The organism is Mediterraneibacter sp. HA8405, assembly GCF_056148955.1.
In genome coordinates, this window is the sequence record NZ_CM148758.1 from 2091387 (window position 1) to 2115284 (window position 23898).

Annotated in this window: 21 protein-coding genes; all 21 read right to left on the reverse strand. The window is 46.0% G+C overall.

Annotation, left to right across the window (positions count from 1 at the left end):
• Positions 1-12: 12 nt before the first annotated feature.
• Positions 13-1143: an FtsW/RodA/SpoVE family cell cycle protein gene (locus tag AC0QUU_RS09870; RefSeq protein WP_474542464.1), complete on the reverse strand. Its 1131-nt coding sequence runs from the start codon at positions 1141-1143 to the stop codon at positions 13-15.
• A complete protein-coding gene (locus tag AC0QUU_RS09875; RefSeq protein WP_474542466.1) occupies positions 1140-1349 on the reverse strand; it encodes a cell division topological specificity factor MinE in 210 nt (69 codons plus the stop codon). The genes AC0QUU_RS09870 and AC0QUU_RS09875 overlap by 4 nt, the downstream gene beginning before the upstream one ends.
• Positions 1346-2152, reverse strand: coding sequence for a septum site-determining protein MinD (minD, locus tag AC0QUU_RS09880; RefSeq protein ID WP_474542468.1), 807 nt, complete (start codon positions 2150-2152; stop codon positions 1346-1348). Before minD ends, AC0QUU_RS09875 begins: the two co-directional genes overlap by 4 nt.
• 80 nt (positions 2153-2232) lie before the next feature.
• Positions 2233-2901, reverse strand: coding sequence for a septum site-determining protein MinC (locus AC0QUU_RS09885; protein ID WP_474542470.1), 669 nt, complete (start codon positions 2899-2901; stop codon positions 2233-2235).
• Positions 2902-2920: 19 nt separating this feature from the next.
• Positions 2921-5779: a penicillin-binding transpeptidase domain-containing protein gene (locus AC0QUU_RS09890; RefSeq protein ID WP_474542472.1), complete on the reverse strand. Its 2859-nt coding sequence runs from the start codon at positions 5777-5779 to the stop codon at positions 2921-2923.
• Entirely contained in the window at positions 5772-6305 is a 534-nt protein-coding gene (gene mreD, locus AC0QUU_RS09895; RefSeq protein WP_474545559.1) for a rod shape-determining protein MreD, read from the reverse strand. The genes AC0QUU_RS09890 and mreD overlap by 8 nt, the downstream gene beginning before the upstream one ends.
• Positions 6306-6332: 27 nt before the next feature.
• The gene (gene mreC / locus AC0QUU_RS09900) at positions 6333-7199 is read right to left on the reverse strand and encodes a rod shape-determining protein MreC (RefSeq protein WP_474542473.1); all 867 of its coding nucleotides are present in this window, start codon (positions 7197-7199) and stop codon (positions 6333-6335) included.
• A gap of 1 nt (position 7200) precedes the next feature.
• A complete protein-coding gene (locus tag AC0QUU_RS09905; RefSeq protein ID WP_474542475.1) occupies positions 7201-8226 on the reverse strand; it encodes a rod shape-determining protein in 1026 nt (341 codons plus the stop codon).
• Positions 8227-8247: 21 nt separating this feature from the next.
• Positions 8248-8958, reverse strand: coding sequence for a RadC family protein (gene radC, locus AC0QUU_RS09910; RefSeq protein WP_474542477.1), 711 nt, complete (start codon positions 8956-8958; stop codon positions 8248-8250).
• Positions 8959-9130: 172 nt separating this feature from the next.
• Complete coding sequence (locus tag AC0QUU_RS09915) at positions 9131-10708, reverse strand: NAD(P)/FAD-dependent oxidoreductase (RefSeq protein WP_474542479.1); 1578 nt, start codon at positions 10706-10708, stop codon at positions 9131-9133.
• 36 nt (positions 10709-10744) lie between these two features.
• Positions 10745-11962 carry a BaiN/RdsA family NAD(P)/FAD-dependent oxidoreductase gene (locus tag AC0QUU_RS09920; RefSeq protein WP_474542481.1) on the reverse strand — a complete coding sequence of 406 codons (1218 nt, stop codon included), beginning with the start codon at positions 11960-11962 and terminating at the stop codon, positions 10745-10747.
• A 73-nt stretch (positions 11963-12035) separates the two neighbouring features.
• Positions 12036-13346, reverse strand: coding sequence for a methionine gamma-lyase family protein (locus AC0QUU_RS09925; protein WP_474542483.1), 1311 nt, complete (start codon positions 13344-13346; stop codon positions 12036-12038).
• A gap of 30 nt (positions 13347-13376) precedes the next feature.
• On the reverse strand, positions 13377-14321 hold the full coding sequence (miaA, locus tag AC0QUU_RS09930; protein WP_474542485.1) for a tRNA (adenosine(37)-N6)-dimethylallyltransferase MiaA: 945 nt from the start codon (positions 14319-14321) through the stop codon (positions 13377-13379).
• Complete coding sequence (gene mutL / locus AC0QUU_RS09935) at positions 14321-16438, reverse strand: DNA mismatch repair endonuclease MutL (protein WP_474542487.1); 2118 nt, start codon at positions 16436-16438, stop codon at positions 14321-14323. Before mutL ends, miaA begins: the two co-directional genes overlap by 1 nt.
• Positions 16439-16486: 48 nt before the next feature.
• The gene (mutS, locus tag AC0QUU_RS09940) at positions 16487-19138 is read right to left on the reverse strand and encodes a DNA mismatch repair protein MutS (protein ID WP_474542489.1); all 2652 of its coding nucleotides are present in this window, start codon (positions 19136-19138) and stop codon (positions 16487-16489) included.
• A 148-nt stretch (positions 19139-19286) separates the two neighbouring features.
• Positions 19287-19703 carry a putative ABC transporter permease gene (locus tag AC0QUU_RS09945; protein ID WP_474542491.1) on the reverse strand — a complete coding sequence of 139 codons (417 nt, stop codon included), beginning with the start codon at positions 19701-19703 and terminating at the stop codon, positions 19287-19289.
• A 77-nt stretch (positions 19704-19780) separates the two neighbouring features.
• Positions 19781-21226 (reverse strand): tRNA (N6-isopentenyl adenosine(37)-C2)-methylthiotransferase MiaB, encoded by a 1446-nt coding sequence (gene miaB, locus AC0QUU_RS09950; protein ID WP_474542494.1) that lies wholly within the window; start codon positions 21224-21226, stop codon positions 19781-19783.
• A gap of 31 nt (positions 21227-21257) precedes the next feature.
• A complete protein-coding gene (locus AC0QUU_RS09955; RefSeq protein ID WP_474542496.1) occupies positions 21258-21440 on the reverse strand; it encodes a DUF4250 domain-containing protein in 183 nt (60 codons plus the stop codon).
• A 40-nt stretch (positions 21441-21480) separates the two neighbouring features.
• Positions 21481-21708, reverse strand: a complete 228-nt coding sequence (locus AC0QUU_RS09960; RefSeq protein ID WP_474542498.1) for a DUF896 domain-containing protein — start codon at positions 21706-21708, stop codon at positions 21481-21483.
• Between the two features lie 25 nt (positions 21709-21733).
• Complete coding sequence (locus AC0QUU_RS09965) at positions 21734-22108, reverse strand: hypothetical protein (protein WP_474542500.1); 375 nt, start codon at positions 22106-22108, stop codon at positions 21734-21736.
• A gap of 66 nt (positions 22109-22174) precedes the next feature.
• Positions 22175-23863 carry a putative polysaccharide biosynthesis protein gene (locus tag AC0QUU_RS09970; RefSeq protein ID WP_474542502.1) on the reverse strand — a complete coding sequence of 563 codons (1689 nt, stop codon included), beginning with the start codon at positions 23861-23863 and terminating at the stop codon, positions 22175-22177.
• Positions 23864-23898: the final 35 nt, after the last annotated feature.

A 23898-nucleotide genomic window follows, 5' to 3' on the forward strand; every position in this document is an offset into this window, starting at 1 on the left:
GCTGTCCTCTCCTTACTGATATTTATTCGGCTGCAAGCCGACATTCAGGACGAAACCGATCCCCATAAAAAAGCACACAAGGGAAGTCAGTCCATAGCTTACAAACGGAAGGGATAAGCCCGTGTTGGGGAGAACCATAGTCGCCACGCCGATGTTAATAAAGCTCTGTATGCCAATCAGCGAGGCGACCCCGCCACAGATAATCCGACCACCTGTATCTTTTGCCTTTAAGCCGATCAAAATACAATCTATCACAATTAATAATAGCAAAAATATGACAACACAACAACCCACAAATCCTAATTCTTCTCCAATTATTGCAAAAATAAAGTCTGTCTGCGGTTCGGATACAAAATTTCCGTTTTTAACAGAAGTTGTCTCATCATTGTTATATCCTTTTCCTGAAAGCTGGCCGGAACCGATGGCCATTACAGAATTCAGCTGCTGATAAGCCCCGTCGTCAGCATATTCCTCCGGATCAAGCCATGCAAGAATTCTTTTCTGCTGATAATCTTCAAGAAACGGCTGATTCGGCTGGACGGCTATGGCGAGCAGAATAATAACAGCCGGAACAATAACAGCGATTACCGGAACAATGTATCTGTATGTGAGCCCGCCAAGAAAAATCAAAGCACAGAACAAAGCCGCTATACAGATTGTCGTGGACAGATTTGGCTGTTCATAAATCAAAATCAGCGATGGAAGAATAAGCGCAACAGCCTGCAGAAGCGTCATTGGTCTGTTGATTTTTTCCTTACGGTCCATCAGAAACCTGGCAAAAAAGAGTATCATCAGTATTTTGGTCAGATCAGACGGCTGGAACTGGGTAAATCCCAGATTCAGCCACCTTTTGGCCCCGTTTGCCTCTGTACCGAATATCGGCACCGCAATAAGCATAATCAGATTTAGTCCATATAACGGCCAGTACAGTCCCAAAACCCACTTATAATCAATCAGAGAAATAATTAACATAGCTGCCAGTCCCAGCACAACTCCCATCATCTGACGTCCTGTGAGATCCGGTCTTGCGCTTCTCACCATAAACACTCCGATAATTGATAAAATAGTCACCAGGATTACAAGGCTGAAACGGTAATCTTTTATATTGTAATGAAGCTTGATATTTTTAAGAAAAGATTTCAATTTTTTTCTCCTATATATCTTATATGTATATCTGTACGTGTTATCTCAATATTAAAATCATCCGGTGTGACTTCCATGTACTTTGAAACTGTATAATACAGATCTTTTGAGAGTCTGTCCACAGCATCCGGAGTACACTGTATCCTGTCTGACACAAGAAGGTTCTTCAGCCGCTCTTTTGCGACAAATACTGAAGGCGAATTCATAATGTGCCTCCCTGATTTCTGTGAAAGAAACCGGAAATTTTACCGAAAAGACCTTCCGGCTGTGAAAAATCATAAACCGGAATCTCTTCCCCTGTCAGTCTCCGGCATACCCGGTCGTATGCCGCGCCTGCCTGACTCCCTTCCCCCACAACCGGCTCTCCCTGGTTTGTGGCAATAACAACCTGTTTATCATCAGGAATCACTCCCAGCAGCTCAATCGCCAGAATTTCCGTAACGTCATCTACAGACATCATATCTCCACGCCTGACCATATCGATACGAATCCGGTTGATCAGAAGCTGATTTTTCTTAATACCTGATGTCTCCAGGAGGCCTATAATCCGATCGGCGTCACGTATCGCCGATACCTCCGGTGTCGTAACAACAATGGAACGCTCCGCTCCAGCTATAGCATTCTGGAATCCCTGTTCAATTCCTGCCGGACAGTCAAGAAGGACAAAATCATATTCATCTCTGAGGTCATCCACCAGTTTTTTCATCTGTTCCGGCGAAACACTGCTCTTATCTTTTGTCTGGGCAGATGGCAGCAGATACAGCTCCGGGAAACGCTTATCTCTGACCAGCGCCTGCTTCAGCCGGCAATTCCCGTTTATCACATCAACCAGATTATATACAATTCTGTTTTCCAGGCCCATCACAACATCAAGATTCCTCAGGCCCAGATCCGTATCAATAACAAGCACCTTTTTCCCCAGTCCTGACAGACCGATTCCTATGTTTGCTGTCGTTGTCGTCTTGCCGACACCGCCTTTTCCTGATGTAATGACGATTACTTCTCCCATGCTGCTTTTTCCTCCTACACATATTATAAGTACAAGCCCGGCCAGTCTGGAAAACACTGGGATGAATCAGAGACTTTTCCTTAAAGTCTCATACACCCGGCAGTTTCATCCACAAGCGGATCCAGATAAATACGTTTTCCATCCACCACCGCTATCTGAGGACCCTTTATTGTAAGGCTCTCCTGATAAATGATCTGACGTTTTGCTTCAATATCACCGATGCAAAGCTTTTTTGGCTGCATGGCAAGTGCGGCAACAAAAGCATTTCTGTCTCCGGACGCGCCCGCATGAGCCGAACCATAGAGAACACCGATGATAACAATATTCCCCTCTGCAATCACTCTGGCTCCCGGTTCCACATCTCCGAGAACAACAATGCTGGCATCAGACTCCAGAACCTGTCTTTTTGCAAGTGTTCCTCTGTAAAACAGTCCCTCCCGTTTCTGTATATCTGAAAGTGTCTGTTCCACAACGCTTCTGTACATCGCTTCCATTTTCTCGTCACGACTTATAATGCAAAGAATATTAATATCTGTATTATCACTGATTATTTTCAGCACATGTTCTTCTTCTGTACGGCTTAATATTCTTCCGCTGAAACTCAGCGCCATTTGTGCATTCTTGAAAAATCCGGCAGAGGCATGAAACTTTTCTGCAAGAGTATCCGCCAGGACGCCAAATTCTGCGTCCGGGCTGAGCTGGATATCTATTCCATACCTGCAGCTTCGGATTGTAACCAGCCTGTCCACTTATCATCACCATTCCTTTTTAATCACCTGCAAGTGCATCTCCCAGATGTGCCGCAGATCCGGTAATCAGATCGTCTGCGGAGTCGGGATCAAAATAAATACTTGCTATATCTCTTCCGATTTCCGCCGCATAGGAAGAACTGTAGCCATAAGCCATTCTGACCGCAACAGCAATCTCCGGAGAATCGGTGGGTGCATAACCGACAAACAACGCATGGTCTGCATGGACGCTACTCTGCTGTGCCGTACCGGTCTTTCCGGCCATATCAAAATCAAGCCCGGAAAATGTAGATGAATTTTCTACCATTCTCCGCATTCCCTCATGTACCAGATCCCATGTGGACGAATCAACTTCATCCATTGTACTCACAACTTCTGCCTGGTAATCTTTAATCAGATTGCCGTTAGAATCTGTTGTCTTGTCAATCAGTGTCAGATCATATACCGTTCCGCTGTTTGCCACGGCTGTTACATAACGGTTTAACTGGCTGACAGTAAAGTTGTTTGTACCCTGGCCGATGGCTGACTGAACAGCATATTCATCAGAAATCTCCGGTTCCGACTCAGGGATCTCTACTCCTGACGTTTCTGACAGCCCGAACATCGTTGCATATTTAGCCAGCTTCTCTATACCTGTCTCACTGTCGTAGTTTCCACTTGCATCCATACCAAGACTATATCCTACGTTGTAGAAAAACTCATTACATGAATTCTGAATACCTCCGACTACATTAAGATAACCGTGACCGCTGGGATAAATCCAGCAGTGCGGACTCGGAGTAACTTCTGTAAAAGTACCGTCGCAATAAAATGACGTATTGGCGTTAATTACTCCCTCCGTCAATCCCGCCACAGCAGAAACCATCTTGAAAGTAGAACCCGGAGCTGTTTTTTCCTGTGTCGCTCTATTGTAGAAGGTATTGGCCAGTCCGGTATTGAGCTGATTATAATAGGCTGAATCCATTGTATTAGACAGTCGGTTATTATCATATCCGGGATAGGAAACGCAGGCCAGCACGTCACCGGAATTAGGATCCGTTATCACAAGACCTCCCGAACAGGGCTCAAGAGCCAGCTGTCCGGGTGTGATCTCAAGATTCCGAATTTTATCCAGAAGCCATGAATAGGAATCAACACTTCCGCTTCTCAAACCATTATAAGCTGCTTCATCCATCGGAAGCACTTCCTGTTCGTATGCGATCGAACAGATCTGAGCGCCTGTGACACTTCCTGATTTTATAAGATATTCATAGAGAAGTTTGTCGAAACCACTGTCCTCATTCAAATATTCTTCCAAATATGTCAGTATTTCATCAAAAATCTCTGTTGAGCTCGAATAAGAGCTGTTTCCAAGCTTGGATGTGTCTATCCAGTTCTGCGTAATTGCATAATTCAGAAAATCATGAAGACTGACATCGCCTTCTGTATTCCAGGAAATATACATTTCATCTGAAGAATTAATCTCTCCGGTAAGAATAATTCCTGTATTTGCAGTAAGTACTGTGTCATAAATGTAATCCATGTAAGCCTGCATTTCATCTGATAAATCATTATAAACCGCGGCGTCTGCGCTCTGCAGTTCTGACATGATCTGCGGCAGTACAGATGATTTTTTCTCCTGGAAGATCGCATAAACTTCCTTCTCCGAAGTCTTTGCATCATCGCTGCTGAAATGATCCATATCTATAATCCTGTTAGCAATAAAGGAATTATACGCATCGCTGACAGGAATGATAATATCACTCGCATCTTTTTCTGTGGATGGGTCATATTCCAGAATATTCCGAAGTTTGGATGTTACGATGCCGGCAAGTTTTTCTTCCAGCAATTTATATGCATTGATCTGAAGATCTTTATCAATTGTAAGGTATACATCATTTCCGGCTTTCGGATTTGTTGTGCTGACAGTTTCAGTTACTTTACCCAGGTTGTCCACATAAAAGGTTGTCTCTCCCTTTTCGCCCTGAAGGATGCTGTCCATTGTCTGTTCGATACCGGATTTTCCCACAATATCAGACAAAGAATATCGTTTCTTCTCTTCCGCGCTCAGATTGTCATATTCTTCCTGGGAAATCTGTCCTGTATATCCTATAATAGAGGCAAAATACTCTCCATCAGCATATCTGCGCAGCGAATCTTCCTCAATATCCACACCTGTCAGTGAACTTTGGTTTTCCATAATGGCCGCCGCAGTTTCATTACTGACATCAAAAGCAAGAGTAGTCGTCATAAACTGCTGAAAACTGTTCAGCCCCATTGCATAACGCATATTGATCATTTTCAGGATATACTCCGGACTTTCATTTTCATCATCCAGACCATATCGTTCTGAACAAAGATAATGAATAATTTCCGCTGCCGAATTGTTACGCTGCTCCTCTGTCAGGTCGTCAATATACGCTTTCCCGTACACGTCGGCCACAAATCTCAGACGCAGTGTTTCATTCGTTTCCGCAAACTGATAATTGCCGTAAGAATCCAGAATAATACCGAAGCTGTCTATTACGGAATCCCCATGTGACTCTACAATTGTAAGTACCTGATCCAGGATATCATTAAGGATTTTATTTTTTTCTTTGGTTCCCGTATCTGACGGAACAGTATCTTCTATTGTAACAGAATAGGCCAGCTCATTATATGCAAGCAGATTTCCGTTGCGGTCATAAATATTCCCGCGGGTCGCGGCAATATCCCGTGTTTTTCTGATCTGCAGCTCATAATTTTCGAGATAATCTTCCCCTCTGACAATCTGCAGATAAAAAAGACGTCCCAGAAGGATAGCAGATGTCAGAAGAAATACTACGATCAGCGTAACAAGTCTGCTTCGTATAATATACTCTCCTGCCTCTTTTATGCGGTCAATAATTTCTCTAAACAAATTTACTTGCACTCCTTTTTTCTTCTGCTTCGAGCTTCTGATTGATAAACAGAATAAGTGGATAGAATCCCAAAGTAATAACAATTGTATAAATCAGCTCGGGCACAATAATTCTGTTCAGATAATACAGAAAATCAAAATCGCTTCTCAGCAGGAACATAAGAAAATAAATTACAATTCCGTACAGAAATTCACTGATCGTAATCAGGAAAAGCGGGAGCTTGATATCCTCGTCAAAATACACCTGCCGGAACAGGCCGTTTATAAATCCGATCAGTAAATATATCATGGCATAAAATCCGATCATATCTCCGAACTGAATATCTGTCAGAAGACCGGCTGCAATCCCTGTATACATTCCCTCCCGGGATCCCCGCATAAACCCGATCGAAGATGTGACAATGATCAGCAGATTCGGTTTAATTCCTGCGATTTCCAGGAACGGTAAAACTGTACATTGGATCAGATATGCAGCCAAAATCAGAACCGCTGTAATAATAATTCTTTTAATTTTTTTTGACTTCATCATAATCCCCGACTCCCCTTCTGGTGCTTATGTTTCGTTTTGTCCCGTGAGTTCAGCCTTTGTTGTAGTTATAACAAGCACCTCCTGAAGATTTTTGAAATCAACTGCAGGAGTAATATAGCCGGACCGGGTAAGATTGTTGGAATCCACATTTATCTCACTTACATATCCGATCAGAATACCCTGAAGGTATTTGTCACTGATATAAGATGTTACAATCTGATCGCCTACATTTACTACATTATCATTATTTTCCATCTGTTCAAACCGGATCTGCCCGTCGCTCATCAGAGAAAGATCCCCGCTTACAATACAGGTATCTGAGGTGGACAGGGCCATACCGCTTATATTACTGGAATCATCAATAATGGAACGGACTTTCGCCCACGTAGGCCCTACATCAACTACAATGCCCACAAGGCCGCTCTGCGCCATTACATTCATATCTATCTCAATGCCGTCCCGACTTCCTTTGTCAATGGTAAAGGAATTGAACCAGTTTCCGGAATCTTTCCCTATAACATGAGCTCCGGTTGTTTCATAATCTGCATAATTCTGATCCAGCTGATAAAGCTCCTGAAGCCGCTCCAGCTCTGACTGTTCTGCCTGAAGATAATTGTTCTCTGTTATCAGATTATTAACCTGCTCCTGAAGCTGTTCGTTTTCTGTTCGAAGCTGCTCCATAGTGTCAAAATTATCTGTCATATCTCCAAGCCAGCTGCCAATCTGGTTAATGCCCTGCTGAAGAGGTATAACCGTAACATTGGCCAGTGCTTTAAACGGTCCTCCCACTCTGTCTGAAAATGAAGACAGAAGCATCATGAGAATACAAAATGCTGAAAGTCCCAGCAATATATATCTGTTCGTAACGGATGTATGATTTTTCTTTTTCATATTATCTCAACCACCTGTAATTATCGTCCAACATAGAATAAAGAAGCCGTCTGTAATAAGCCTTGTCAGAAATAATCTTCTGAAGGCCTCTGACAGCGCACAGTTCAGCCTGCGGGGAACTTATAACAGAAAGTCCGATGCTCTCCTGAAGATATGTAGAGAGCCCTTTCATATTTGACAAGCCTCCTGTAAGATAAATTCCTTTCGCCTCTATCGCTCTTCTTACATCAGGAGGAGTCCGCTCGATCATTGTGCGAATTGCATGGACACATTCTTCAATCGGGTCTTTCATAGCTGCCCTCACCAGACTGATCGGAATCTCAGTCTGACCGGGCACTCCGGTAATCAGATCCCGGCCCGATACAGTAATAGCAGTGTCTGTTTTCTGATCGAATACTCCGAATTCCTTACGAAGCCTCTCAGCCGTCATTCTCCCGATCAGGAACTCAAGATTATGCCGTACAAGAGAAACAATTGCATCATCAAAACTGTCCCCGCCGATCTTGACCAGCCTGTTCAGCACGATACCGCCTGATGACAATACAGACAGTTCTGTTGTGCCACCGCCGAAATTAGCGATAAACGCTCCTTTTTCCTCCATAATGTCGATGCCGCATCCCAGTGCGTCGGCCAGCCCCCGCTCAACAATCCTGACAGATTTTGCCCGTGCCTCAGAATGAAAGACAAGGTCAAAAAAAGCTTTTTTTTCGACCTCTGTTACATCTGTGGGAACCGCGATCACATATTCCGACCCTCTTACAAATTGCCTTCCCGTTTTCAAAAGATTGCCCAGCAGATACTGCATATCGTCAAAATGGGCAATCACACCGTTTTTCATAGGAAAAACCACCTGTATATTGTCGGGAGACTTCTCATACATCTCATACGCCTGATCCCCCAGCGAGAAAATGTATTTCCTGTCTTTCATGGCAATTACATTTTTCTCGCACCATATTTCATTTTTTCTCTTATCAAACACTTTTATTTCATAAGTTCCCAAATCCAGTCCATAAACATTCCTGGCCATCTTATTCCATCCCTTATTATTTTACTCCTGCTTTTGCCGGAGGAATCCCTTTTCCCTCAGACTGATAAAACAATTATTTCCTATAATGATGTGATCAAGCAGCTCTATGCCGATCATGCTGCCCGCGCTCTGTATCCGTCGTGTAATCCGAACATCCTCTTTGCTGGGTGTCGGGTCACCGCTTGGATGATTGTGAAGAAGCACAATGGAAACTGCCCCTCTCTGGAGCGCTTCAATAAACAATTCCCGCGGCGAAATCAGAGCCGTATCTACAGTTCCCGTAGAAATATTCACCTCACTGATCAGCCTTGTGCGTGTATTCAGCAAAAGAAGTTTCAGGACTTCTTTCTGCTGATGCCGCATATCCTCCATATAATACTGCGCAATCGTATCCGGCGATGAAAAATTCAGTCCGGAAGCGGCAGACGCCTTGGAAAGACGCTTGGCCAGCTCCGACAGGCACAGAATCTGTACGGCTTTTACGCGGCCGATTCCTTTTACGCGAAGGAGATCTTCTCTTGTCCATCTGTGTATATTGAGAATGCCGCATTCACTGAAATCCGGATGAAGAAGCTTCTGTGCCAGTTCCAGAGAATTTGCTCCTTTTGTTCCTGTTCTCAGCAGAACTGCCAGCAATTCTCCATCTGTAAGATTTTCCGCCCCGTATTGTTCACATTTTTCGTAGGGCCGCTCATCACGGTACATTTCTTTGATTGTTTTTCCTGTATTCATGCTGCATCTTATCGCTGCGATGCCACTAATACAATGATTTATTTTATCACAGAATAAAAAAAGTGTATAGAGCCGTAATATTAATTTTCTGTGAATTCAAACTTTCGCCGCATATAACCGGCCCGGCTTTCTTACGAACCGCATGAAAAAATACCCGGCCATATTTACTGCTTCAGCCCGGATACATTCGTTTTATTATCGCCTCCGCCACACGCATCCCATCCATGGCGGCTGAAGTAATGCCTCCCGCATAGCCTGCCCCTTCTCCGCAGGGGTACAGCCAGGATATGCTGGACTCATACTGTTCATTTCTGACGATCCTGACCGGAGATGAAGTCCTGCTTTCCACACCGGAAAGAAGCGTATCCCCGTCATCAAATCCGGGAATTTTCTTCCCCATTCTGCAGATTCCCTCTCCCAGCGACCAGGCAAGCTCTTCCGGGAAAATCTGCCGGACATTGGCAGGTGTATATCCGCCTTTTATATTGGGACGTACCTTTCCAAACCCGGTGCCTGCCCGGTTCTTCAGATAATCTTCCAGCCGCTGTACAGGCACTTTTCCATTTCCCGCGCGCCAGGCTTTTTCCTCCAGTTCACGCTGAAATTCAATTCCTGCAAGAGGATGCGTGTTTTTAAAATCTGCAGGTGTAACGGTTGCAACAATGGCGCTGTTGGCATTTTCTCCATCCCGGTCCCTGTAGCTCATGCCGTTTACCGCCAGCCGTCCTTCTTCCGATGAAGCATTGACAACATAGCCGCCCGGGCACATACAGAATGAGTACACTCCTCTCCCGTTTTCCAGTTTTTCCGCCAGTTTATAAGAAGCGGCAGGGAGTTTCTTTCCTCTGTGTGTGCCGTACATATTCCGGTCAATCATTTCCTGGGGATGTTCTACTCTGACGCCGACAGCGAAGGACTTTGCTTCCATGCAGACGCCCCGGTCATACAGCATCTGAAATGTGTCTCTTGCACTGTGTCCAATCGCCAGCACAACCGCCTCTGTACGGATTTTCTCCCGGCCGTTAATGACAAGGCAGCCTTCCCGGGGAAGAATGTCTGTCACCTGACTGTGAAAGTGGAATTCACCACCCAGCTGGATAATACGGTTCCGCATAGCTTCCACTACGTCAATAAGAATATCCGTCCCGATATGCGGCTTCTGCTCCCAGAGAATGTCCTCCGGAGCTCCGAAAGATACAAATGTCTCAAGGACAAAGCGGTTTCTTCCGGCTGTATCTTTTACCAGGGTATTCAGTTTTCCGTCTGAAAATGTTCCGGCTCCTCCTTCGCCGAACTGTACATTGGATGAAGGATCAAGCACTCCGGTTTCCCAGAAATGTTCTACATCCGCCTTTCGCTCCCGCACCGGAGCCCCCCGTTCCACAATCAGAGGACGGTACCCTTCCAGAGCCAGCAGATATGCACAGAAAAGCCCCGCAGGGCCGCTGCCGACCACAACCGGACGCAGTGACATTTTCTTTTTTCCGTGCTCCGGTATCCGGTACGGCTTTTCCGATACTTTCTGTACTCTGCCTTTTGTACATTTCAGAACGCGGGCCTCATTTTCCACAGTAAGATCAATGGAATATACATAATACAGCTCCGGCTTTTTTCTTGCGTCAATAGAGCGTTTTCTCACGGAATACTGCTTCAGATCACGTTCTCTGATCTGCAGTGATTTGATAATTTTCTTTTTCAGCTGCTCCGGGGTATGTCCCACTGGCAGCTTCAGCTGATTGATACGGAGCATAAGATTCCCTCTCCTCTGTTTAATATTCTTTTCCGGCTAAACTGACGCTGATTTTCCGGCCACATATCCGCTGGCCCAGGCAAACGTCAGATTATATCCCCCGCACATACCGTCTACATCCAGAATTTCTCCTGCGAAATAGAGTCCCGGCACATAAAGGGATTCCAGCGTATCCGGGTTTACTTCCGCCGTGTCCACACCGCCGCAGCACACCTGGGCCTGTTCAAAAGAATTGGTTCCTGTAACTGAAACTTTCATGGACTTGATCAGGCGGGCCAGCCTCATAATCTCCTCATCCGTAAGCTCCCCGGCCGTTTTTTCACGGGAAATACCGGAGAGCTTTATCCACAGATCCGCCAGTTTCCGATGAAAAAGTCCGATCAGAAACATTCCGGCCGTTTTTTCCGGTCTTGTCTTTGCCCGTGCCCGCAGAAACGCGGTCATCTGTTCATGCGTAAAATCAGGCATAAAATCAAGAACCGCATATACATCTCTTTTCTCATACAGCAGCCGGGATGCGTAACGGCTTACCTGAAATACCGGAATCCCTGAAATCCCATAATTCGTCAGCTGCAGTTCTCCTGTGTCCCGGGCGATACATCTGTCCTCTGTCCAGATGGACACGCTTCCGTTTGCCCGGACTCCCGCAAGACTTTTAAAGAATTTTTCACTGCATCTGATCTGGACCAGCGCCGGAAGAACCGGCAGTATCCTGTGTCCCAGTTTCCCGGCCAGATCATATCCGGAACCATCTGACCCTGTAGAAGGCGCCGCTTTGGATCCTGCCGCGAGAATCACCCGGTCTGCCCGGATGTTTCCCTTATTTGTTGTCACCGTAAATCCCTTTTTTCCCGGACGGATCTCCCTGCATTCCGTTTCCGTCAGGATTTCCACATGGAGCCGGTCCAGTTCCATACGGAATGCGTCAAGCACAGCGGAAGCCTGATCGGAATTCGGATACAGATATCCGTTCCGGTTTTTTGAGTAAACGCCCAGCTGAAGAAAAAAAGAAATCACCTGCTGCGCGTTGAATTTTTCAATGATTTTCCATGGAAATCCGGGATTATCCGAATGGTAGCAGATCGGTTCCTGACAGGTATTTGTAAAATTACATCTGCCGTTTCCCGTGGACAGAATCTTCTTGCCGATTCTGTCCTTATGCTCCAGAAGAATTACATGAGCCCCTTCCGACGCCGCAGTTACGGCTGCCATCATGCCGGATGCGCCTGCGCCCGCCACAACCACATTTTTCATACTTTCCTCCTGTTCTCCCGGACAGCTCTGTCCGGGACAGCGGATTTTATTTCACATATTTATTTCAATAATTCTAAAGCAGGCTGCGTATTTTTTCCAGATTTACAACTCCTGCATCCACCATGCTCTGAAGAGATTTCAGAATTCCGAATCTGGCGTGCGCCCATGTCAGTCCCCCCTGAAAATAAACAGCATAAGGCGGTTTTATGGGACCGTCAGCGCTCAGTTCGATGGAAGATCCCTGAACAAAGGCTCCCGCCGCCATAATCACATCACTGTCATAGCCCGGCATGGCCCAGGGCTCCGGGCTTACATAACTGTCTACCGGAGCCGCGGACTGAATGCCTTTGCAGAACGCAATTACGCCCTCCGGTGACCCGAGGGTTACTGCCTGGATAATATCATGCCGTTCTTCCCTGCCGGAAGGGATAACCGGATACCCCAGTTTCTCATAGATGTTTGCCGCGAAAACAGCACCCTTCAAAGCGCCGCACACTACTGTGGGAGCCAGGAAAAAGCCCTGGTAAAAAGACTGCATAACCCCCAGTGAAGCGCCGACTTCCCTTCCCAGTCCCGGAGAGGTAAGTCTGCAGGCACAATTCTCAATCAGATTCTCTTTTCCGGCAATATAGCCTCCGATGGGCGCCAGTCCGCCGCCGGGGTTTTTGATCAGTGAGCCGACAATCATATCCGCTCCCACATCGGATGGTTCAAGACGTTCCACAAACTCTCCGTAGCAGTTATCCACCATGCAGATTACATCCGGGCGGCGTTCCTTTATAAAGGAGATCAACTCCCCGATCTCTGCCACTGAATAGCTTGGTCTTGTCTGATATCCCTTGGACCTCTGAATTGTCACAAGCTTCGTCTTTTCATTCAGGGCTTTCTCAATAGCCGGATAGTCAAAATAACCATTGTCCAGAAGTTCTACCTGTCGGTAGGTAATTCCATACTCGGCAAGAGAGCCGTTGGACGGACGGATGCCGATAACTTCCTCCAGTGTATCATATGGTTTCCCCGCCGGAGAAAGAAGTTCGTCTCCCGGGCGCAGATTTGCCGAAAGGGCCAGCGCCAGGGCATGTGTTCCGCAGGTAATCTGGGGACGTACAAGAGCCGCTTCTGTATGAAATGCGGAAGCATAAACAGCCTCCAGCGTATCTCTCCCCTGATCGTTATATCCATATCCGCTGGCATACTGAAAACATCCTTCATTTACTCTGTTCTCCTGCATGGCCCGGATGACTTTAAGCTGGTTATACTCTGCGGTCCGGTCAAACTCCAGAAAACGCTCTTTTAACTCTGCTTCCGTCTTTTGCCCCAGCTCAAGTATTTCCTTTGAAATTCCCAATTCACTGTACATATATTCTGTTGATGTAATATCCATTATTCTTTTCCTGTCTTTCATCTCTTTTATTTACAAAATCTGTCTTTCTTCCAGGCAGCGGAGCATCTCATCCAGGATCTTTTTCTCATCCTGAAAAAACTGTCCTTTATCCAGCCAGATCACATCCCGCTCCCGCTTAAACCAGGTAAGCTGCCTCTTGGCAAAATGTCTGGTGTCACGTTTTATAATCCGCACAGCCTCCTCCAGAGAACACTCTCCTTCCAGACAGGCATACAGCTCTTTGTAGCCCAGCCCCTGCATGGACGTGCAGGTCCGCTTTACGCCCCGTTCTCTGAGTGACCGGACTTCATCCAGAAGCCCTTCTTTCATCATAACGTCCACTCTTCTGTCAATCCGTTCATACAGGCGGGAGCGGTCATCTGTCAGCACAAAATACGCGTATTGATACGGAGATTCTTTTTCCCGCTCTTTTCTGTTATGTTCTGAGATTCTTTTTCCTGTCTGTCTGTAAAATTCCAGGGCGCGGATCACCCGTTTAATGTTATTCGGATGAAGTTCAGCTGCCGCCTGAGGATCAACTTCATGAAGCAGCTGATGCAGATACTCCGGTCCTTTCTCCTCTGCCGTTCTCTCCAGTTCTCTCCGAAGAGACATATCGCCGTCATTTTCCGTAAAATCAATATCATAGAGCAGCGCCTGGATATAAAACCCGGTGCCTCCCACAACAATTGGAATCCTGTTTCTTGAATAAATTTCCTCTGCGGCCTGTTTTGCAAGATGCTGAAACTTTACAACATTAAATTCTTCTTCCGGTTCCAGCACGTCTACGAGATAATGTCTTATCCCGCCCATCTCTTCTCTGCTGATTTTAGCTGAACCAATATCCATTCCCCGGTATACCTGCATGGAATCGGCGGATATAATTTCTCCCTCCACTGCTTTGGCCAGCCCGATAGACGCAGCCGTTTTTCCCACTGCTGTGGGACCTGTCAGTATAATCAAAGGTCGTTTCATCAGACAATCCTCTTAAACTTCTTTTCCAGTTCTCTTTTTGTCATCGCTATAATTGTGGGTCTTCCATGAGGACAGTGGTATGGATTGTCCAGTGAAAGAAGCTCCCCGATCAGTGCGTCCATCTCCTGCGCCGAAAGTTTATTATTCCCTTTTACTGCCGCCTTGCATGACATGGAAGCCACTTTTTCATCAATCAGTTCCGGAGTCATGGAGGTAGTCAGTCCGTCGGACAGACTGTCGAGCATTTCCATAAGCAGATCCTTCTTCGCTATGCCAAACAGATTGTCCGGAACTGCGCGCACAGCAAATTCTTCTCCTCCGAAAGGCTCAATCTCAAATCCGATTCTTGCGAACCGGTCCATATGCGTATTCAGCACTTCCGCTTCCTGCATGGAAAGGGAGAGAATAATCGGCGGACTTAAATACTGGGAAGTAAATTCTCTGTTTTTCATCCCCTTCAGAGTTTTTTCATAAAGCACTCTTTCATGCGCGGCATGCTGATCAATAATATACAGACTGTCCCGGTATTCCACCAGCCAGTATGTTTCAAACACCTGTCCGACCAGCTTGTATTCTGCGCGGACGTCCCGTTTCAGAAAATTTTCTTCAAACAGACCAAGCTGCACAGGTTTTCCCGTTTCTTCCTGTTTTTCCGGCCCGTCTGCTTTTTCAGCCGGCTCCGGTGCCACTCTGCTCTCCGGAGCATCGGAGCCATGCATCTGCTCCCGGATTCTCTCCGTCTGCACTTCCCTGGAACGAAAAAGTTCTCCGTTGGAAGGCACTTCCGCTGAGGATGACCGCTGATGATAAGCCAGAACCCGTTCCCTCATTTTACGGATAAAATACTCTTCATCTCGTTCTCCGGCAGAAACTGCCGTATCGGTCTCTTTCTTCCTTGCTGATTCCGCTGCAGGCTGCTCAGAAGAAGACTTCACAGCTTCTTCTGCGGCCGGACGGCCCGTCTCTTTCTGTATCATTCCTGCGTCGGTCTGAATTTTATCCCGGATCATTGCCGGCTTACCCGCCGGAACTTCGTACCCGTTCTTTGGCTTCAGCAGGAAGGGACTTTTTTTCTCCGCCTGAGGGGACACAGAAACCGGATCAGGAACCTCGGCTCTCTGAATCAGCTCCGGCTCCAGAAGCGTCCGGTGTACGCCTTCAAAAACTGTATTATATACTTCCTGCTGTCTCTGAAACCGCAGTTCCATCTTGGTCGGATGTACATTGATATCTATTTCATCTCCCTTTACGTGAAAATGAAGAACTGCAAAAGGAAATTTGTGCTGCATGGAAAAGTCCCGGTAAGCATCTTCCAGTGATTTTGAAATCATAGGACTTTTTACATAACGTCCGTTCACAAAAAAATTTTCAAAATTCCGATTTCCTCTTGAAATCACCGGCTTGCCCAGATATCCGGAAATGCCGAAGCCGTTTTTTTCATAATCAATTTCCAGAAGATTTGCTGCCACATCCCTGCCGTAAACATTGTAAATTACATCCTTCAGCTTTCCGTTGCCTGAAGTGCGGAGCTTTTCCTGTCCGTTATTTAAAAACAGAAAACCCACCTCCGGGTGAGAGAGAGAAAGCCGCGTCATCAGATCCTGAACATGTCCTGCTTCAGTCATTGGAGTCTTCAGAAATTTTCTTCTGGCAGGGACGTTGTAAAAGAGCTGCCGGACCACAAAATTCGTTCCATCGGATGCCCCGGTATCCTCAAGAGAGAGCTCCTTTCCGCCTTCAATCACATATCTCGTCCCGAATTCAGCATCTTTTGTTTTCGTTATCAGCTCGGTTTTTGTCACTGCCGCAATACTGGAAAGAGCTTCCCCCCGGAATCCCAGAGAAGAAATAGCCGCAAGATCCTCCACAGTCCGGATCTTGCTGGTTGAGTGGCGAAGAAAAGCTTTTCTCACCTCATCCTGCGGGATTCCGCAGCCGTTGTCCGCAACCCGGATAAAAGAAATTCCGCCGTCGCGGATTTCTACCGTTATGGAATCGGCTCCCGCGTCTATGGCGTTTTCCACCAGTTCTTTTATTACTGAGGCTGGCCGTTCGATTACTTCTCCGGCGGCAATCTTATCAACTGTTATCTGATCCAGCACCTGTATATGCGGCATAGCTTTCTCCTTTCTGTTTTCTGGATGTTTTTCTTTTTCCTGATTTATTTACCATCTGTTTTTCAGTTTATTCTGCAGCCGGTATATAGTATTCAGCGCATCAATCGGGGTCATATTTCCCACATCAATATTTTTCAGTTCTTCCAGCACATCATCGTCTTTGACTGTGTCAAACAGAGACATCTGGGCAATATCTACTTCATCATATTTTCGTGTCTTCGGCTTTTTCTTTGCAGCACGTTCCTTCGAGGCAATTTCACTGACTTTTGCCGTAATATCTTCATTGCTCAGTTCTTCTACGATTTCCTTTGCCCGTTCAATAACCAGGTCCGGAACTCCCGCCAGTTTTGCGACCTGAATTCCATAGCTCTTGTCTGCCCCGCCTTTCACAATCTTTCTGAGGAAAACAATGTCATCCCCTTTTTCCTTTACGGCAATGCAGTAATTATTTACATTGCTGATCTTTCCTTCCAGTTCTGTCAGCTCATGATAATGTGTGGCAAAAAGAGTCTTGGCCCCCAGGAGCCGGCTGTCGCTGATGTACTCGATCACTGCCCAGGCTATAGAAAGACCGTCAAAAGTGCTTGTTCCTCTTCCGATCTCATCCAGAATAAGCAGACTTCTGGAGGTCGCGTTGCGCAGAATATTTGCCACTTCTGTCATCTCCACCATGAACGTACTCTGCCCTGAGGCAAGATCGTCGGAAGCTCCGACTCTCGTAAAAATCCGGTCTGACAGTCCGATATTGGCCTTTGCCGCAGGAACAAAAGAGCCGATCTGCGCCATGAGAGCGATCAGGGCTGCCTGACGCATATAGGTTGATTTACCTGCCATATTCGGCCCGGTAATAACTGAAATTCTGTGTTTTTTGTCATCCAGATATGTATCATTGGAAATAAATGTACCATTCGGAATCATACGTTCCACAACCGGATGCCGGCCGTCTTTGATATCAATAACGCCTTTTTCATTAATATTCGGGCGGACATAACCGTTGCGCTCCGCCACCAGCGCCAGGGAAGTAAATGTATCCAGCCAGGCTACCGCCTTTGCCGTCCTCTGAATGCGATCAACCTGAGAGGCGATCTGATCCCGGACTCCGCAGTACAGCTCATATTCCAGAGCATACAGCTTATCTTCTGCTCCGAGAATCATATCCTCCAGCTCTTTCAGCTCCGGAGTAATATAGCGTTCCGCATTGGCCAGCGTCTGTTTTCTTGTATAGTAATCCGGCACCATCGACTTGTAGGAATTGGTCACTTCCAGATAATAGCCGAACACCTTGTTATATTTTATTTTCAGATTTTTGATTCCTGTTTTTTCCCGCTCTTCATTTTCCAGTTTTGCCAGCCAGTCTTTTCCGTCGGACTTGGCTCTTCTGAGCTTGTCGACCTCCTCATTATAGCCGTCCCGGATAATATTTCCCTCTTTCATGGCAATGGGAGGTTCGTCCCGGATCGCGCTTTTCAGCAGGCTGCACAGATCCTCCAGCGAATCCATATCCTTATAAATCTCTTTCAGCAGATCAGACTGCATTTCCTCAAGCAGATACCGGATGGGAGGCAGCATTTCCAGAGAAGTTTTAAACGCGGTGAGATCCCGCGGATTGGCTGTCCCATACGTAATCTTTGTAAGAAGACGTTCCAGATCGTACACCGGAGACAGATACTCCCGGATCTCTTCCCTGGAAATCGCCTGGTTTTTCAATTCTTCCACGGCATCCAGCCGAAGTACAATTTCTTTTTTATCAATCAGGGGCTGCTCTACACACTTTCGCAGCATCCGGGCGCCCATAGCTGTTTTTGTCTTATCCAGAACCCAGAGCAGGGAGCCTCTCTTCTGTTTTTCACGCAAAGTCTCACACAGCTCCAGATTTCTCCTGGTGGCGCTGTCCAGAAGCATATATTTTCCCGTTACATACGGCGTAATATGAGTCAGATTGGAAAGAGAGTTCTTCTGTGTCTCCAGCAGATACTGAAGAAGCGCGCCGGCACTGATAATGCCGCAGTCATAGTCCTCCAGTCCCAGGCCGCCGAAGCCTGATACATGAAAATGCTCCAGCAGTTTTTCTCTGCACAGAGAATCGTCAAAATACCAGGATTCCAGAGAATAAATTGTAATGCCCAGCCGGTCTTTCAGACCATCCAGATCCATTCCGCTCATATAAAAAGCTTCATTGCAGATAATCTCCGCCGGCACAAATCTGCTGATCTCATCCATCAGCCTGGCGCTGTCCGGCAGCTCCGTCACCAGATATTCGCCTGTAGAAATATCCGCTACAGAAATGCCGTACCTGTCCGCAATATAGACAATACACATAATATAGTTATTTTTTGTCTCATCCAGTGCCTGCGCATCTACGTTTGTACCAGGTGTAACAATCCGCACAACTTCCCTTTTTACAATTCCTTTGGCCTGCTTCGGGTCTTCCGTCTGTTCACATATAGCTACCTTATATCCCCTGGATACAAGTTTATTGAGATACCCTTCCACAGCATGATACGGAACGCCGCACATGGGCGCCCGCTCCTCCTGCCCGCAGTTTTTTCCTGTCAGGGTAATTTCCAGTTCCCGGGATGCAGTCAGTGCATCATCAAAAAACATCTCATAAAAATCGCCTAAACGATAGAACAGAATGCAGTCCTGATACTGGGATTTTGTCTCCATGTACTGTTTCATCATTGGTGTTAATTCAGCCACATTCTTACTCCTTTTTCTATGGTTTCTCTACTGCTGTAAAAGCATTTTTACATTATAATCTGTAATCTGTTTCCTGCCCTACTAGATTATCACAAAAAGACAGCCCCTTCAAGCAGACTGCCGTCCTGTACCCGGGAAAATTCCTCATTCAGACCACATGAAATTCGGGACGTTCTTCCCCATATATATAGCAGAGTACATACCCGCTCAGCAGAATTCCCACAGCGCACAGTCCGGAAAAAATAATTATAAAGGGCAGACAGATTTGTCCCATAATCTGAAAAGGAAGTCCGGTATAATCCCACACATTCCATCTCAGAAATTTATTGACAATTATTCCTGTAATAAATTCACAGGCTGTTACAAAAATAATACACCAGCCCACCTGTTTCCAGAGCGGCTCTCTCCATCGGGTCCATATTCCCTGCTGAGCACAGAAGATCAGGCAGATTCCTCCCAGGAGGAACATGGTCCAGTGGGAAAAACCCCGGAATATCATTTCAAATCCATAATAAAGCGTTCCGCCCACAACAAGCAGAAACAGATACTCACTGAGTCTTTTCATAAAAAACCGTCCTCTCCATGTATTTTCAACATCTTATACATAGTCTGGACGGTTTTTGATCATTTATTAGTGGCAGTTTATGCCCGTTCTCCCAGATAATAAAAGCCTCTGCATTCTTTTAAGCTGACCGGAACAAGACTGCCGATCAGAGATGCGTCTCCCGGGAAATGAACCAGAAGATTATTGCTCAGTCTTCCTGTCACAAGAGACGAATCATGTTCGTTTACACTCTCAACAAGGGCTGTCTGAATCGTTCCCTGATGCACTGCACATGTCTGTGCCGCAATATCCTGGACTTCTTTCAGCAGTCTTTCGAACCGGTCTTTTACCACCGCCGGATCTACCTGATCTCCCATAACAGCTGCGGGAGTTCCTGTTCTCCTGGAATAGATAAATGTAAACGCACTGTCATACCGCACTTTACGCACCACATCCAGAGTATCCTGGAAATCCTCTTCCGTTTCGCCCGGGAATCCTACAATAATATCTGTTGTAAGGGAAATATCCGGCACAGCTTCCCGTATTTTTCTCACCAGCTCAAGATACTGTTCTTTTGTGTATCTGCGGTTCATTTTCTGAAGAATCCGGGTACTTCCGGACTGTACCGGCAGATGAAGATGTGTGCATATTTTTTTTGACTCTGCCATTACCTGTATCAACTCGTCTGACAGGTCTTTCGGGTGTGATGTCATAAAACGGATCCGTTCAAGCCCGTCAATTTTCTCCACTTCCCTTAATAATTCTGCAAAGCTCATAGGATTATCCAGTGTCTTTCCATAAGAATTGACATTCTGGCCCAGCAGCATTACTTCAACTACGCCGTCCGCAGTCAGGCGTTCGATTTCCCGGATAATGGCTTTTGGATCACGGCTCCTCTCTCGTCCGCGGACATAAGGCACGATGCAGTAGCTGCAGAAATTATTACAGCCGAACATTATATTCACCCCGGATTTGAAGGGATATTTTCTCTCCACAGGAAGGTCTTCCACAATCTTATCCGTATCTTTCCAGATATCGATCACCATACGTCCGGACTCCATGCGTGTATAAAGCAGTTCAGCAAATTTATATATATTGTGGGTTCCGAAAATCAGATCCACAAAATGATAACTTTTTTTCAGCTTTTCAACTACCTGAGGCTCCTGCATCATACATCCGCACAGAGCAATCATCATATGGGGATTTTTCTTTTTTGCTCTCCCCAGCTGTCCCAGACGCCCGTATACTCTCAGGTTTGCATTTTCCCGTACCGTGCAGGTATTATAAATCACAAAATCCGCCTTTTCCTCCTCCGGTTCTTCCATATAGCCGATCTCTTCCAGAATGCCGGTAAGTTTTTCCGAATCTCTGGCGTTCATCTGACAGCCGAAGGTAGTAACACAGAAAGTAAGAGGCCGGCCTGCCTCTTTTTTCATTTCCTCCAGATGTTTTCTTGCTTTCTCTATAAAATAATACTGTCTTTCCGGTTCCGCAGAGGGAATATCAGAAAGCGTCTGATCTGTCTCAATTCTGTTTTCTTTCATTCTTTATTTCCTTAATATATGTATTTTGTCCTTAGATAAACTGGTTTCTTTCTGAATCATATGCATAATCAATCAGGGCAAGTTTTTCTGTCAGTTCTTGTCTGCTGATCTGCATATCTTCACACATCTCATCCAGCGAACTATAAAAATCTCTCAGTTTTGTGTTTACTACACCCAGCAGTATCACCGGATCTCCGGGAAGTCTGTTCTGCATTTTCACGCCTCATTTCTGCTTTTGCAAAATTTTTCTTTTATTATGACGGAAGCCTTCCTTTTTTTCCGTATTTTTCTCCCAGATTGATAATTGTCCCGTCTTTTTCTTCTACATCAATGTTATTGAGCTGACCGCGCAGATTCCTTCTTACCAGTTCGAGATACTCTGCCCGAAGTACTTTCTGTTCTTTTTTTTCAGCCTCGGTCAGCCCTTCCGCCTTTGATTTTCTATACAATTCATTAATTCGGTTTATCTTCTGTTTTTCCATACCTGATTCCTTTCAGACAATATTTTCAACTTGAATAATTTTCAAGAAATGCATACAGTTCCTCTGTCGTAGATATATATTTCCCTGCCGCTATTTCCTGCTGTACTTCTTCCGGAAGATCAGTCAGGAGAATATCTGTCATTTCATAGATTGTAGTACGGTCGCTCAGATACACCGTCACATACCCCTGCAGCTGACTGATCCAGTATCCGTCTCCCTCACTTTTTTCTTCCTTCACCGCCTCGCCTTCAGCGGCAATGCTTTCCGTAGCAGCTTCTTCCTCCGCGGCAGCTGCCTGCCTGTCCATTACATGCCGGTAGCTGATCTGATAACCTGCGGCTAAAAGGGCCGCAATCAGTAAAAATGCTGCTAAAAGGCCAATCACGTACTTTGTCTTCATAAGGATCCGCTCCTTTTTTAGTTACAGTATTGGCCTTTTTTCTGTTTTTTATTCAAAAGATTCACATCAGACTTCTGCCGGTTTTTCCGAGGGCAGAAGGTTCAGACGTTTGCAAAGACGAAGAAGTCTTGCGCCCATGGGAAGTGCTTCAATATCGTCTTCTGATAATGTTCCGATTTTCAGAACAATTACAAAATATACCACAACAGCCGCCAGAATTGCAATGATAGTAGGAATATATCTGCCGCCGATCAGCAGATCCAGCACCAGGTGAACCGCATATGCCACAATCCCCATAACTAGAGCGGCGATCAGCGGTTTTACAAATGTATGTACGATATTCACCCGGAACCCGCATACCTTTCGTATCTTTCGCTGATTCAGATAGCACATGCACAGAGCAAATACAATATTGCTGCATACAAGCGCATACACATTCATTCTGAACACTGTCATCATAAGTATAAATGCAGCCAGGTGAATTACCAGAGAAATTCCAGCGTTTTTTGCCGGGCTGGACATATGGTTTAGTCCGTGCAGAACAGAATTCGATACGGAAGACCAGCCATAAAGAACGACAACAGCGGCGCCCAGCATAAGCAGATTGGCAGGTGTAGCGCTGGCATCATTGTACAGCAGCACCATCAGCGGAGACGCCAGTGCAATAAATCCGACACCGCATGGAATCGTCAGAAACATGGTAAGACGGATTGTCTGATCGATTTTGTAATGTACCTGTTTTTGAGTTCCCGCAGTAACCACTGCTGTCAGACTTGGCACAATGGAAGCACTGAGGGCATAGGGTATGGCCATAGGCACATTGATCAATGTATCATACTTCGCCGTATAAATTCCCTGCAGCGCCATATATTCCTGTTCCACATATCCCTGGGCATCCATAATATGATTGAAAATCGTCAGGTCAAGAATCTGATTGATATTATAAACCGCCGTGCTCAGTATAACCGGCACAGCTGTAAAAATAAGCACCTTCAGAATATGAGAATAGCTTTCTCTTCCTCTGGTCCGGTCCCGTTTCAGCTGTTTTTTAATGACGCCCTTGTACAGCCAGAGAACAAAAATGAGAAACAAAAGCCCGGCAACAGCCCCGGAAACTGTTCCGATGGTACTGCCGGCCGCGCCATATGCCGGTCCCAGCAGTTCCTCTCCTGCCTTCTCACCCGCTCTGATGCCGATTCCAAAAAGAATGCTTGCCCCTACGATACTGACTACCGCGTTGACCAGCTGTTCGATAATCTGGGAAATCGCGGTAGGAACCATTGTATTCAGCCCCTGGAAATAACCTCTCAGGACTGCCATAACCGCCACAATAAAAAGACCTGGCGCCAGAACTTTCAAAGCATATACACTCAGCGGTGATTTCATTACATATTCCGAAATGGCTCCTGCCCCGAAAAAAATGGCAAGAGTAATTATCAGACCCACAATAAATGCAAACACAAGGGAACACACAAATACACGGAAAGCATTTCTGCGTTTTCCTGAGGCGACTCTCTCGGACACAAGCTTGGACACTGCCGTAGGCAGGCTGTAAGACGAAAGCATCAGCGCCATTGCGTAAACCTGATATGCATATCCGTAAAAGCCGTTTCCTTCATCGCCCAGTATATTTGCCAGCGGCACACGGTAGACAACTCCGATTACCTTGGTAATTACTGCCGCCGCGGCCAGAATAGCCCCCTGAACAAGATAATCATCTTTTTTCTGTTTTCTGTTCGTATGTGATTCCGACATATCAGTCCTCCTCAGTTTTATCCCAATGCATCTCT